The organism is Gluconacetobacter diazotrophicus PA1 5 (assembly GCF_000021325.1).
Taxonomy (GTDB): Bacteria; Pseudomonadota; Alphaproteobacteria; order Acetobacterales; family Acetobacteraceae; genus Gluconacetobacter; species Gluconacetobacter diazotrophicus.
Genome location: NC_011365.1, coordinates 2854370 through 2868105, shown reverse-complemented (window position 1 = coordinate 2868105; position 13736 = coordinate 2854370). Strand labels below are relative to the sequence as shown.

General features: G+C 70.4%; 8 protein-coding genes and 1 pseudogene. 6 read left to right on the top strand and 3 right to left on the bottom strand.

Annotated elements, in window-relative coordinates:
• Nucleotides 1–80: 80 nt before the first annotated feature.
• Complete coding sequence (locus GDIA_RS13110) at nt 81–1346, bottom strand: sensor histidine kinase (RefSeq protein WP_012554447.1); 1266 nt, start codon at nt 1344–1346, stop codon at nt 81–83.
• Nucleotides 1347–1353: 7 nt separating this feature from the next.
• Nucleotides 1354–2694 (bottom strand): sigma-54-dependent transcriptional regulator, encoded by a 1341-nt coding sequence (locus GDIA_RS13105; protein WP_012554446.1) that lies wholly within the window; start codon nt 2692–2694, stop codon nt 1354–1356.
• A 131-nt stretch (nt 2695–2825) separates the two neighbouring features.
• On the opposite strand from GDIA_RS13105, the gene GDIA_RS13100 reads away from it, so the two are divergent.
• The 6 genes and pseudogenes from GDIA_RS13100 to GDIA_RS13075 form a co-directional block, all read left to right on the top strand.
• Nucleotides 2826–4148 (top strand): efflux RND transporter periplasmic adaptor subunit, encoded by a 1323-nt coding sequence (locus tag GDIA_RS13100; RefSeq protein WP_012554445.1) that lies wholly within the window; start codon nt 2826–2828, stop codon nt 4146–4148.
• Between the two features lie 8 nt (nt 4149–4156).
• Nucleotides 4157–4840 (top strand): ABC transporter ATP-binding protein, encoded by a 684-nt coding sequence (locus GDIA_RS13095; protein WP_012554444.1) that lies wholly within the window; start codon nt 4157–4159, stop codon nt 4838–4840.
• A 14-nt stretch (nt 4841–4854) separates the two neighbouring features.
• A complete protein-coding gene (locus GDIA_RS13090; protein WP_012554443.1) occupies nt 4855–7293 on the top strand; it encodes an ABC transporter permease in 2439 nt (812 codons plus the stop codon).
• A gap of 36 nt (nt 7294–7329) precedes the next feature.
• Entirely contained in the window at nt 7330–9771 is a 2442-nt protein-coding gene (locus GDIA_RS13085) for an ABC transporter permease (RefSeq protein ID WP_012554442.1), read from the top strand.
• A 109-nt stretch (nt 9772–9880) separates the two neighbouring features.
• Nucleotides 9881–11251 (top strand): TolC family outer membrane protein, encoded by a 1371-nt coding sequence (locus GDIA_RS13080; protein WP_244410108.1) that lies wholly within the window; start codon nt 9881–9883, stop codon nt 11249–11251.
• Nucleotides 11252–11552: 301 nt separating this feature from the next.
• Nucleotides 11553–12572 (top strand): annotated as a pseudogene (locus GDIA_RS13075) (TonB-dependent receptor plug domain-containing protein); the annotation flags it as partial.
• A 17-nt stretch (nt 12573–12589) separates the two neighbouring features.
• On the opposite strand, the gene GDIA_RS18710 reads toward GDIA_RS13075, so the two are convergent.
• Nucleotides 12590–13647, bottom strand: a protein-coding gene (locus GDIA_RS18710) for an IS630 family transposase (protein ID WP_157864192.1) whose coding sequence is annotated in 2 segments (ribosomal slippage) — nt 12590–13155 and nt 13155–13647 — 1059 coding nt in all. Because the reading frame shifts where the segments join, the coding sequence is not laid out codon by codon here.
• Nucleotides 13648–13736: the final 89 nt, after the last annotated feature.

Sequence of the window (13736 nt, the reverse complement as noted above, 5' to 3'; positions counted from 1 at the left end):
AGAAACCCGGATGGCACGGACAGGGACGCGGAAAGCCGATCCGGAAAAAGTGAAGCTATCGCGGTGGAACTTTCCAACCCTCAGATCCGGATCAGGAAAGTGGCCCCCGCATCCTCGGCGGGCGGCGCCAGCACCAGGCTGCCGCCATGGTCCTGCACGATCTGCCGCGCGACGCTGAGGCCGATGCCGGTCCCCCCCTCGCGCAATGAAAAGAACGGCCGGAAGATCAGCGCCGCCTGGTCCGGCGCCACGCCCGCGCCGCTGTCGCCGACGCCGATCGTCACGTGATCGGCGTCCGCGCGGGCCCACAGCGCCACCCAGGCCGGGCGGCGCGGTCCGGCCAGGGCCGCCTGCGCGCCGTTGGTCATCAGCGCGATCAGCGCCTGCACCAGCAGGTCGCCGTCCAGCCGCGCCACGATGTCAGGCACCGGCACGTCCAGCCGCAAGGCCACGCCCTGCCCGTCCCACCGGCTGGCGAACAGCCGCCCGGCATCGCGCAGCATCGCCGCCACCGACATCTGGCGCGGCGCCACCGCCGGCAGGCGGGCCAGGTGGCGGTACCCCTGCACGAAGCGGTCCAGCCCCTGGACCCGGCGCAGGATGGTGGCCAGCGCCTGCGCGGCCTCGGGCATCGCCGCCGCGTCGCCCGCCGCCAGCATCTCCTGCGCGCTTTCCGCCAGAGAGGACACGGGCGTCAGCGAATTCATGATTTCGTGGCTCAGCACCTGCAGGATCTCGCGCAGGGCCGTCGCCTCGCCGGCATTCAGCTCGGCCTCGATATCCGTCAGCGCCACCAGCCGGGCGTACCTGCCGTGCAGGCTGCCCAGCGCCACCGACAGCGCGTAGTGCCGCCCGTTCCCCGCCCCGCCGGCATCCCCCCCGCCGGGCCGGTCCAGCCGCACCACCAGCCGCCCGCCATCCTTCAGCCGCGCCAGCCCCGCCATCAGGGCGGCCGGCGGGTCCAGCACCCGGTCGTCGGTCCCGAACAGCCGCCGCGCCGCGCGGTTCGACGCCACCAGCACCCCGTCATGCGTCACGCCCAGCAGGGGCACCGGGGCATGGTCCAGCATGGCGCGTAGCACCACCGCCTGGTCCACGCGCGGCGGGGCCACGCGCACCGGCACCGCGCGCTCGGCCAGGCGCTGTTCCAGCCGCGCCATCCGCCCCAGCACGAACGCGCCCTGCACCAGCGCGCCCGCCAGGGCGACCATCGACGCGGCATAGAACCGGTGATGCAGGCACACCACCGCCAGCGCCCCGCCCGCCGCGATGCCCACCAGCCCCAGCGCCGCTGGGCCGATCCCCGGAATCCGCCTGCCCGCGCGCCCGCGCGCCGCACCCGTCATCGCCGCGTCACAGCCCGTGGCGGGCCATGCGCCGGTACAGGGCCGGGCGCGTCAGGCCCAGTTCGCGCGCCGCGTGGCTGACATTGAAGCCATGGCGGCGCAGCGCCGCCTCGATCATCGCCTTTTCGGAACGCGCCAGCGTCGGCGCGGCATCCGGCGTCCCGGCCTCCGTCCCCTCCGCGTCCGGCCCGGGCCCCGCGACATCGGCCACGCCCAGCACCGCGTCCCGCGCCATGACCGTCGCGCGCTCCATCGCCTGGCGCAGCGCGCGGACATTGTCCGGCCAGGGCCGCGCCGCCAGCGCCTCCTCGGCCTCGGGCGACAGGGTACGGTCCGCCACTCCGTGGCGCAGGGCGAACAGACGCAGGAAATGCCGGGCCAGCACCGCGATCTCCTCGCCCCGGGCCGCCAGCGGCGGCAGCGCGATGGTCACGACATCCAGGCGGCAGAGCAGGTCCGGCATCACGGACGCACGCAGCGCCGCCCCGCCCTCGCGCGCCGTGGCCAGCAGGCGCGCCCCGCCGCCTGCCTGCACCCGCGCCAGCAGCCGGTCCTGCAGGGCGGGCGACCAGTCGCCGATCTCCTCGACCAGCAGCGTGTCGCGCGCGTCCGCGCCCGCCAGCCGCACCGCCACCGTGTCCTCGCCCAGCCGGGGGTCCAGCACCAGCAGCCGCCCGGCCCGCTGCGCCGACAGGCGATGGATACGCCGCGCCAGCGCGGTCTTGCCCACCCCCGCCGGGCCGGTCAGCAGCACGCCGGCCTGGGTCGGCGCCACCCGGTCGGCACGCTCCAGCACGTCGCGCGTCTGCGCGCAGCCGGCGATCATCATCCCGTCATCGGCCGGGGCGGCCGCCCCGTCCGCCGGTCCCCCGGCCCCCACGGGCTGGCGCGCGGCCAGCCGGCGGCGATGCGTGGCCAGCGCATCCTCGATCGTCGCCACCAGCCGGTCGTTCTTCCACGGCTTCATGACGAAATCCGCCGCCCCCGCGCGCATCGCCGCCACCGCGATCGCCACCCCGCTATGGCCCGTCACCACCACCACCGGCAGGCCCGGATCATGCGCCAGCAGCGCGCGCAGGCACTCCAGCCCCTCGGCCCCGGTGGTGGCGCCGCGCGTATAGTTCAGGTCCAGCAGCACCACCGACACCGCCGTCGCCGCCAGCACGCTCAGCGCCTCGCCGGGGTCCGCCGCGCCGACCACCGCGAACCCCCGGCGGCGCAGCAGCAGCGCCGTCGCCTGGCGGATATCGGCATCGTCGTCGACGAACAGGATGCAGGCGCCCTCGGGGTCCTGACCGGCGGTCGAATCGGCTGCGGGCTCCATGGGGCTTGACGGCGCTTGGGACATGTTCGGATCCGGACAGTCTGTTCGCTGGCGGACACCAGCCTCGGACACACTCGATAAAATCGTTATTATTCAAATAGATAAAAAACGCTTCCGCAAGCCTTACACTGTTCGCCAGGCAAGGGAAGTCGATTATGTCGCACGGTATCGAACAGGCATCGAAAGCAGGAACCGCCCCGGGCGCGGGCATGGACCGCCGTGTCGCGCCGTCACGCGCGCGGCGGCTGAAGCCCTGGCTGAAATACGGCGCCGCCGCGCTGGCGCTGGTGGCGGCCACGGCCGCGTGGCGCATGGTCCCGGCGTCAGGCACGCTGGCGGTCGGCGCGGACACCGTGACGATCGACCCCGTGCGCACCGCCGCCTTCCTGGACTACCTGCCGGTGCGCGCGACGGTGGCGCCGCTGCACGTGGTGCTGCTGGGCGCGGTGCAGGGCGGACAGGTGGCCTCGGTCGCGGTGCAGGACGGCGCGCTGGTCCATCCCGGCGACGTGCTGGCACGCCTGACCAACCCGCAGCTCGAACTGGACGTGACGTCGCGCGAGGCCGATATCGCCGGCCAGCTGGGCGGCATCAGCGCCCAGCGCCTGACCCTGCAGCAGTCCCAGACCACCGAGGACGGACAGATTGCCGAGGCCAGCTACAATCTTCTGAAGGCCGCCCACGAACTGGACATCCGCCGCCAGCTCCTGGCCCAGGGCTTCGAATCCGACGCCAACGTCAAGAGCTTCGCGGACGAGGACGAATATTACACCCGCCGCCTGGCCCTGCTGCGCGCCGCCCGGGACAAGGACCGCGCCGTCGCCCAGGCCCAGGCCCGCGACATCGACCGCACGGCCGAGCGCCTGCGCCACACCCTGGCGGCGGTCGAGGACAGCCTGACATCGCTGATCCTGCGCGCGCCCGTGGAAGGGCGGCTGACCAATTTCACCCTGCAACCCGGCCAGACGCTGAAGGCCGGCGATCCGATCGGCCAGATCGACAGCCAGGGCGCATGGCGCCTGGACGCCGACATCGACGAATTCTACCTGGCCCGCGTCGCGGTGGGCGAACACGGCATCGCCCATATCGACGACCACGACGTGCCCTTCACCGTCGCCCGCGTCCATCCGCAGATCACCAGCGGCCAGTTCCGCGCCGAACTGACGTTCGACACCCCCCCCTCGAAGGCGGGGACCACCAGCGCCCTGCGCCGGGGGGAAAGCGTGGAATGCCGCCTGACGCTGGGCCAGACCCACCAGGCGCTGATCGCCCCCAACGGCGCGTGGATGGACGGCAGCGGCGGCAACTCGGCCTTCGTCGTCTCGGCCGACGGCCACCACGCGACGCGCCGCCCCATCACCGTGGGCGGCCGCAACCCCGAACAGGTCGAAATCACCTCCGGCCTGCAGGACGGCGATCGCATCGTCACATCCGCCACCACGCGCTTTCACGATTTCACCCAGCTTCTGATCCGATAGGACCCGCCATGCTGATCCAGCTTTCCGACATCAACCGCCTGTACCGATCGGACGAGGTCGAGACCACGGCGCTGCACGACATCCACCTGGGCATCGCGCGCGGCGAATTCGTCGCCATCATGGGGCCCAGCGGCTGCGGCAAATCGACCCTGCTGAACATCCTGGGCACCATCGACCGCCCCACCAGCGGCAGCTACCGCTTCGCCGAGCACGATCTGAGCCACATGGCGGAATCCGAACTGGCGCTCTTCCGCCGCACCCACCTGGGCTACGTGTTCCAGAGCTTCAACCTGATCGACGAACTGACGATCGAGGAAAATGTCGAGCTGGCGCTGGTCTATCGCAAGATGCCGCGCGCCGAACGCCGGGCGCGCGTCGCCGCCGCCATGGACCGCGTCAGCATCGGCCACCGCGCGCGCCATTACCCCAGCCAGCTTTCGGGCGGCCAGCAGCAGCGCGCGGCCATCGCCCGCGCCATCGTGGGCGAACCCGACCTGATCCTGGCCGACGAGCCGACGGGAAACCTGGATACCGAAAACGGCGCCCAGGTCATGGATATTCTGCAAACCCTGAACGCCGAGGGCGCCACGATCGTCATGGTCACCCATTCGCCCAGCCACGCCGACATGGCGCAGCGCCGCGTCGACATGCTGGACGGGCAGATCGTGATTTCCGTCCGCAACGCCATCTGAAAGGGACGCATCCAGTGCTGACCCACGGCCTGCTGACCTTCTGCCGTATGCTGTCGCGCCACCGGCTGTATGCCATCCTCAACATCGCGGGCCTGGGGCTGGGCATCGCGGTGTTCGTGGTCCTGTCGCTGGTCGTGCGCTTCGAATACGGCTTCGACCGGCAGGTGCCCGGCGCCGCGACGATCGCCCGGGTGGACGAGATCTGGACCCTGCCCGGCCAGCCCCCCATCCACAGCCTGGACACCACCTTCGCGGCCTACGACCCGCTGCTGGCCGACTTCCCGCAGATCGCCGCCGCCACCCGCATCGACGACAATCCGTGCGCGGTCGATGACGGCCGTGGCCATCCGGCGATGATGACGGTCGATTACGTCGACCCCACCTTCTTCGACGTGTTCGCCCTGCCCATGCGCGAGGGCAGCGCGCGCGATGCGCTGGCCGCCCCCGACCGCGTCGCGATCAGCGAATCCACCGCCCGCCGCCTGTTCGGCACGGCGGACGCGCGCGGCCGCCAGGTCGGCATCACCGAGGACGACCGGCGCACGCTCCATACCGTGTCCGCCGTGTTCCGCGACGTGCCGCGCGACTGGACGGTGCGCCCCGACATCCTGACCGTCATCCCGCAGGACATGAAGGACCGCGAGGCCTCGTTCCGTCACTGGGGGTCGGATTCCGGCATGGTCTGGCTGCGCGTCCGCACCCCGGCGGACATCCGGCCGGTGGCCGCCGGCCTGCCCGATTTCCTCCATCGCCGCATGACCGACCCGGACGTTTCGCACGCCTGGTTCAGGATGACCCTGATGCCGCTGCTGAACGCCCATTTCGGCGATGTGGACGTCTATGGCGGGCAGAACGGCAGCGACCGCCGCGTCATCGACGCGCTGGGCCTGGTGGGCCTGCTGGCCCTGGTCGCGGCCGTGATCAATTACGTCAACCTGGCCACCGCCCGCGCCGGCCTGCGCGCGCGTGAGGTCGCATTGCGCAAGGTGCTGGGCGCCACCCGCCTGCAATTGCTGATCCAGTTCCTGACGGAATCGGTGCTGCTGCTGCTGCCGTGCGCGGTGCTGGGCCTGGCGCTGGCCGAACTCGTCCTGCCCTTCGTCAATACCATGGGCGGCTGGGCGGTCACGATCGATTATGGCTGGCTGCTGCCCCGGCTGGCGCTGGTCGTCATCGTGGTGGGCATCGCCGCCGGCCTGTATCCGGCGCTGGTGCTGTCCGGCTACCGCCCCGCCGCGGTACTGGCGGCGTCACGCGTGCCGTCGGGCGGCCGGATGGGCCAGCGCCTGCGCAATATCCTGGTGCTGGCGCAGTTCAGCTTCGCCATCGCCTTCGCCATCTGCACGCTGGTGGTCAACGCGCAGGCCGCCTTCATCCGCACCGCCGATCGCGGATTCCGCCAGCATCATCTGTACCTGGTCTCGCTGCTGGCCTCGGACCGGATGCAGGCCCGCCAGCAGGCGATCCTGGACACGCTGCGCGCCGTGCCGGGGGTGGACGCGATCACGCTGTCGGACCGCCAACCGCGTTCCACCAGCCGCAACACCAGCGATTTCAAACGGATGGACCGCCCCTCGGTCGACCCCAGCCTGACGAGGGAGCGGGTCGGCCGCGACTATCCCCAGACCTACGGCATCACCCTGCTCGCCGGACGCTGGTTCGACGCGGCGCATGGCCAGGACAGGGCGACCAGGTCCCTGTTCACCGGCCCGGCGCCGGCGACGGCCAGCGTCGTCATCAATGAACGCGCCGTGCGGGCGCTGGACTTTCCCGACGCGGCGGCGGCCATCGGCCACGTCCTGACGGAAAGGCAGGCGCGCCTGGTGATCATCGGCGTGGTCCGCGACGTGCGCTTCATGTCAGCGCGCGAACCCGTCGAGCCACTGCTCTACCTGCGCACCGACGACATCATCACCGACACCGTCATCGCCGTGCGCGCCGACGACGTGCCCCCGGACGCGATGCTGCGCCGCCTGCAGGACGCCTGGCGCACCATCGCGCCCGACCTGCCCTTCGTAGGCGAATCCGCCGACAGCCGCCTGGCGGATTACTACCAGCCCGACCAGCGGCGCGGGCAGCTCTTCACGCTGGGCGCCGGGGTCGCGGTCGTCATCGCCTGCCTCGGCCTCTACGGCCTGTCCTCGTTCAACGCCGCGCGGCGGGTGCATGAAATCGGCATCCGCAAGACGCTGGGCGCCAGCACGCGTGACGTGCTGGTCCTGCTGGCCACGCAGTTCCTGCGCCCCGTGCTGCTGGCCAACCTGATCGCCTGGCCCGTCGCCTGGATGGCCATGCGCGGCTGGCTGGCCGGCTTCGACCAGCGCGTCGGCCTCTCGCCGCTCTATTTCGCCGCCGTCAGCCTGGCCGCGACCGCGCTCTCGCTGCTCACCATCCTCGGCCAGACCCTCCGCGTCGCCCGCGCCGAACCCGCGAAGGCCCTCCGCCATGACTGACGCCCCCCATCCCCCTTCCGATCGAGGTCCACCGTCATGCTGATCGCGAATGCCCTGATCGCCTTCTACCGGTCCGCCCTGCGGCACCGGCTCTATGTCGCGCTCAACGTCGCGGGGCTGGGGCTGGGCATCGCGGTGTGCCTGGTCCTGTCGCTGGTCGTGCGCTTCGAATACGGGTTCGACCGCCAGGTTCCCCACGCCGCCCTGATCCAGCGAATGGATGAAATCTGGTCGCTGCCCAGCCGCGCGCCGATGCGCAGCATGTTCACCACCTTCGCCGCCTACGACCCGCTGCGCGCCGATTTCCCGCAGATCGCCGCCGCCACGCGCGACGCGCAGCGCGACACGGCCGTCGATACCAGCCACGGCCATCCGGCGATGACGGTGGTCCATTACGTCGATCCCACCTTCTTCGACGTCTTCGCCCTGCCCATGCGCGACGGTGACGCCCATGACGCGCTGGCCGCCCCCGACCGGGTCGCGATCAGCGAATCCACCGCCCGCCGCCTGTTCGGCACCGTGGACGCGCGCGGCCGGCAACTGGGCATGACCGAGAACGACCGGCGCACGCTCTATACCGTGTCCGCCGTATTCCGCGACGTGCCGCGCGACCAGACGATGCGCCCCGACATCCTGGCGGTCTTCCCGCAGGACATGAAGGACCGCATGCTGGCCTTCCACTACTGGGACTCCAGTTCGGGACAGACCTGGCTGCGCTTCCGCACGGCGGCGGACGCCGCCTCGGTCCTCGCCGGCCTGCCGGATTTCGTCCACCGCCGCATGACCGATCCCGAGATCAAGCCGGGCTGGTTCCAACTGTCGCTGACCCCGCTGCTGACCACGCATTTCGGCAACCTGCAGCTTTTCGGCGGCGAGGACGGCAGCGACCGCCGGGTCATCGACGCGCTGGGCATCGTCGGCATCCTGGCCCTGGCCGCCGCCGCGATCAATTACGTCAACCTGGCCACCGCCCGCGCCGGCCTGCGCGCGCGTGAGGTCGCGCTGCGCAAGGTGCTGGGCGCCACCCGCCCGCAATTGCTGGTCCAGTTCCTGGCGGAATCGGTCATCCTGCTGATCCCCTGCGCGCTGCTGGGCACCGCCCTGGCGGAAATCGCCCTGCCCTTCGTCAACACCATGGGCGGATGGGCGGTCGCGATCGATTACGGCTGGCTGCTGCCCCGGCTGGCGCTGGTCGTGCTGGTGGTGGGTGTCGCCGCCGGCCTGTATCCGGCGCTGGTGCTGTCGGGCTATCGCCCCGCCGCGGTGCTGGCGGCCTCGCGCATTCCCTCGGGCGGGCGGATGGGCCAGCACCTGCGCACGATCCTGGTGGTGGCGCAGTTCGGCTTCGCCATCACGTTCGCCATCTGCACGCTGGTGGTCAACGCCCAGGCCGCCTTCATCCGCCAGGCCGATCGCGGCTTCCGCCAGGACCAGCTCTTCCTGGTCTCGCTGGAACGCTCGCAGCAGGTCGCGGCCCGGCAGCAGACGGTCATGGAGGCCCTGCGCGCCCTGCCCGGCGTGCGCTCCGTCACCCTGTCCGACCGGCAGCCCCGCTCGAACAACCAGAGCAACGAGGACTTCCGGCGCGCCGACAACCCGCAGATCGACGCGCTGCTGACCATGGAATGGGTGGCGCGCGACTACCGCCAGACCTACGGCATCACCCTGCTGGCCGGCCGCTGGTTCGACGCCGCCCACGGGCAGGACATCTCCCCCACCGCCAGGGTCGACGCCAGGCACCCCGGCACGGCCAACGTCGTGATCAACGAACGCGCGCTGGGCCCGCTGGGCTTTTCCAGCGCGGCGGCGGCCATCGGCCACGTGGTGACGCAGGACGCGGCGCGGTTCACCATCGTCGGCGTGGTCCGCGACGTGCGCTTCATGTCACCGCGCAGCCCGGTGGAACCCCAGGTCTACATGCGCACCGACGCGGTCATCGAAAATTCCGTCGTCGCCGTGCGCACGGCCGACATCGCGCCGGACGTGATGCTGCAACGCCTGCAGGCGACATGGCGCACCCTGGCCCCCGAAATCCCCTTCACGGGCGAATCCGCCGGCAGCCGCCTGGCCCCCTATTACCAGCCCGACCAGCAGCGCGGGCGGCTGTTCACGCTGGGCGCCGGGGTCGCGGTCGTCATCGCCTGCCTCGGCCTCTACGGCCTGTCCTCGTTCAACGCCGCGCGGCGGGTGCATGAAATCGGCATCCGCAAGACGCTGGGCGCCAGCACGCGTGACGTGCTGGTCCTGCTGGCCACGCAGTTCCTGCGCCCCGTGCTGCTGGCCAACCTGATCGCCTGGCCCGTCGCCTGGATGACCATGCGCGGCTGGCTGGCCGGCTTCGACCAGCGCGTCGGCCTCTCGCCGCTCTATTTCGTCGTCGTCAGCCTGGCCGCGACCGCGCTCTCGCTGCTCACCATCATCGGCCAGACCCTCCGCGTCGCCCGCGCCGAACCCGCGAAAGCCCTCCGCCATGAATAAGATGATCCTCGCCGGACTGGTCGCGGCCGCGGCCCTCCAGGAACCGGGCCCGGCTTCGGCCCAAAATACGGCCCAGGCTACAGCCCAAGGTACGGCCCAAGGTACGGCCATGACCCTGCAGCAGGCCCTGGCGCTGGCGTACCGGGGCAATCCCGGCCTGCTGGGCCAGCAGGCGGCGCAGCGCGCGGCGACCGAGGATTCGGCCCAGGCCCGCAGCGGCTGGCGCCCGACCGTGACCGCCAACGTCAACGCCGTCTACCAGCAGGGACCCTATACCGGCGAATACGCGCTGGGATCGTTCCAGACCAACGACGCCGAGACCTACCTGGCCGTCAACCAGCCAATCTATACCGGCGGCCAGGTCGCCAACAAGGTCCGCGCCGCCGACGCCCGGTCCTACGCCGCCGGCCACGCCCTGCGCCTGACCGAGGCCCAGACCTTCCAGACCGTCGTCTCCGCCTACATGGACGTGCTGCGCGACCGCGACATCCTGGCGGTGCGCCAGGCCGACCTGGGCACCCTGACCCGCCAGGCCCGGCTGACCACCACGCGCTTCAACCTGGGGGGCGACGCCACCCGGCAGGTGACGCGGACCGACGTCGAACAGGCCGAATCCCAGCGCGACGCCGCCGAGGCCGCGCTGGCGGCCGCGCAGGCGCAACTGACCGCCAGCAGCGCCACCTTCCGCGCCGCCGTCGGGGCGGACCCGGGGCCGCTGACCCAGCCCGAGGCCCTGCCCGCCCTGCCCGCCACCCTGCCCCAGGCGGTGGCGCTGGCCCAGCAATCCAACCCCGCCCTGGCGCGCGACCGCGCGGCCCAGGACGCCAGCGCGGCCGACATCGACGTCGCCCGCGCATCGTGGAACCCCACGATCGGCGTGCGGGCCACCCTGGGGTCGATCGGCGCGGCCTCGCCCTTCCACGGATCGGCCTACGACCAGGAGGTCACGGGCATGGTCACCTTCAGCCAGCCGATCGAAAGCGGCGGCCTGTACAGCGCGCAGATCCGCCAGGCGCGCGACAGGTTCGAAACCGCGCGCCAGACCGTCGAGGCCTCGCGCCGCGCCGCGATCCAGGGCGTGGTCACCGCCTGGCAGCAGGTCCAGTCCGGCATGGTGGCCATCCGCGCCGGCCGCGCGCAGGTGGCGTCGGCCACCACGGCCCTGCGCGGCTACCAGACCGAATACGGCTACGGCATGCGCAGCACCATCGACGTGCTGATCGCCGACCAGAACCTGCGCGCGGCCGAGGTCTCGCTGGCCGAAAGCCGCCACGACACGATCGTGGCCGAGGCCAGCCTGCTGGCCACCATCGGCCGCCTGTCGGCCGCCACCCTGCTGCCGGGCGAACGGACCTACGACCCGAACACCGCCCTGCGCCGCGCCCGCGCCCCCGGCTGGGTCCCCTGGACCGGCGCGGTAGCGACGCTGGACCGCGTCGGCTGGCAGGATGCGTGCCCCGACTCCGCACCTTGCCAGTAACAGGCTGTTCAAAAGCCCTGCTGCCGGCGATCCGATGCGCATTTCGGGCCGCTCTCGCTCAGCATCAGGGCTTTTGAAACAGCCTGTAACAACCCCGCGGGACGCGCCGGAGCCAGTGCGTCCCGCCCACCCGGAATGACAGCCCCGCACAATTTGCAATTGCGAGCCACTCGCATGTGTCGGCCGCGCCACACATCCCGCGAAAGGCCGTAAAACATTGTCCGGAACCGAAATTCATGTTGCGAATAATTCTCAGTGTCGAATATCACGTGGCCTCGAAATTGCTATCACCGAGGCCCCCGTGACCCTGTTCCTTCGCCCGTCGCCCGATCACCGGCCCCACGCCGCCGGGTTCGTCCTCCTGACCGTCGCGACCGGCATCCTGCCGCTGGCGCCCGCCCGGGCAGCGGACCAGACCCGGATCCCAAGCCAGAGCCAGAACCAGAACCAGAACCAGACGCACCCCCAAAAAACACCCGACGCCGGCAAGCAGGACACCCCGACCCGGTCCGAAGCCACGAAGGACGAAAAGATCGTGGTGACGGCCAGGCGACAGAACCAGATGCAGGTCATCAGCGGCGGCCAACTGGGCGTACTGGGGACCAAGAAGGGCCTGGACGTCCCCTTCAACGTCCGCAGCTACACCTCCAGCCTGATCCTGAACCAGCAATCCCAGACCCTGGGCCAGGTGCTGGAGAACGATCCGTCCGTCCGCACCACGTACGGATACGGCAATTTCTCCGAGATGTTCGTGATCCGCGGCTTCCAGATCGACGGCGACGACGTGTCGATCAACGGCCTGTACGGCATCACCCCCCGCCAGCTCGTCTCGCCGCAGCTCTACGACCAGGTGCAGGTGCTGAACGGCGCCAGCGCGTTCCTCAACGGGGCCGCGCCCGGCGGCTCGGCCATCGGCGGCAACATCAACCTGATGTTCAAGCACGCGACCGACACGCCGATCACCCAGGTCACCGGCGACTACACCAGCAACGCCCTGGGCGGCGGCAGCGTCGATTTCGGCCGCCGCTTCGGCCGGGACAACGCCTTCGGCTTCCGGCTGAACGTCGCCGGCCAGTCCGGCGAGGATTCCATCGACCACGAACATCGCCATTCCGCCGCCCTGGGCGCGGATTTCGACTGGCATGACGACCGCACCCGCATCTCGCTGGACATGGACTACCAGAACCAGGGCGTGGACTGGGGCCGGCCGGCCATCTTCCTGGGCACCGGCGTCACCGCCGTCCCGCGCCCGGCAGCCCCCGCCAGCAATTTCGGCCAGCCCTGGGCCTATAACCAGTTGAACTACATCTTCGGCATGCTCATACCAACTCCTGTTTGTTAAAACCCATGTGCCCATTGTCGTAGCCCGAGAGACATGATGCGCCAGGGCTGGTCGACGAGTTGGTTCCAGGCGTGGCAGCAGATATCGACGATGTCGTCATAGGTGCGGAAGATCCGGTTTGACAGCCAGGTATTGCGCATGAACTGCCAGACGTTTTCCACCGGATTGAGTTCGGGCGAGCGTGGCGGAAGCGGCAGGATGGTGATGTTGGCGGGGATGTCGAGTTTTGGGCTGGTATGCCACGCTGCCTGATCGACGATGAGGACGGCGTGTGCTTCTGGCGCGACGGCCTGGGAAATCTCGGCAAGATGCTGGTTCATGGCGTGGAGGTTGCACCAGGGCAGGACGAGGGCCGCCCCCTTGCCCAGTTCCGGACAGATCGCTCCGAAGATCCAGGCCGAACGTGTACGCTGATCGGAGATGGCCCGTGGACGGGTGCCACGCCTGGCCCATCGCCGCGTCAGCTTCGTTTTCTGGCCGACCCTCGCCTCGTCGCCCCACCAGAGTTCGATGGCCTTGCCGGGATGCCGGGCCCGGATCCCGGCTATGACGTCGGGGAAGCTTTTTTAAAAACGTCCTGGGCCTCGGGATCCTGGGCATGGTGCCGGGGGCGTCCCGTCAGAAGGCGGAAATCGAGGCCCCGGATAACGGCGCTCAGCCGGCTGCGCGAAAGAGAGACGCCGAATTCCTCATAAAGCCATTGCCCCAGATCAGCCTGCCGCCAGCGCACCACCCCATGCACGGCAGCGATCGGGCCGTCCTCGATCCGGCGCATCAGGGCTTCCAACATGGCTGGTGTCAGGCGGGGAACGACACCGCCCCCATGATGATCCCGCACGCCATCCGGGCCCTCGGCGTTGAAACGCACCACCCAGTCCCGCACAATCTGCCGATCCGTCCCAGCCAGTCGTGCCGCGTCTCCGCGTGAAGCACCATCGTAGATCGCCGCCAGCGCCAGAAGCCGACGCGCCTGGCCCGCATGCCTCGTTGTCCGCGCCAGAGCACGCAGTCCCGCCGCATCATAATCCTCACGCAACGCTAACGCCCCGCCCATTCGGATGCCTCCCGCCCGGTTCGGCATCCTGTGAATCACAGCTCGTTCCAGAACGATACCGTCAGGCAATCACATATGAGTCAGGGCGG

Excerpts from the sequence above, each read along its gene's own strand:
- GDIA_RS13110 (WP_012554447.1), bottom strand. The coding sequence starts at position 1,346 with ATGACGGGTGCGGCGCGCGGGCGCGCGGGCAGGCGGATTCCGGGGATC.
- GDIA_RS13105 (WP_012554446.1), bottom strand. The coding sequence starts at position 2,694 with ATGTCCCAAGCGCCGTCAAGCCCCATGGAGCCCGCAGCCGATTCGACC.
- GDIA_RS13100 (WP_012554445.1), top strand. The coding sequence starts at position 2,826 with ATGTCGCACGGTATCGAACAGGCATCGAAAGCAGGAACCGCCCCGGGC.
- GDIA_RS13095 (WP_012554444.1), top strand. The coding sequence starts at position 4,157 with ATGCTGATCCAGCTTTCCGACATCAACCGCCTGTACCGATCGGACGAG.
- GDIA_RS13085 (WP_012554442.1), top strand. The coding sequence starts at position 7,330 with ATGCTGATCGCGAATGCCCTGATCGCCTTCTACCGGTCCGCCCTGCGG.
- GDIA_RS13080 (WP_244410108.1), top strand. The coding sequence starts at position 9,881 with ATGACCCTGCAGCAGGCCCTGGCGCTGGCGTACCGGGGCAATCCCGGC.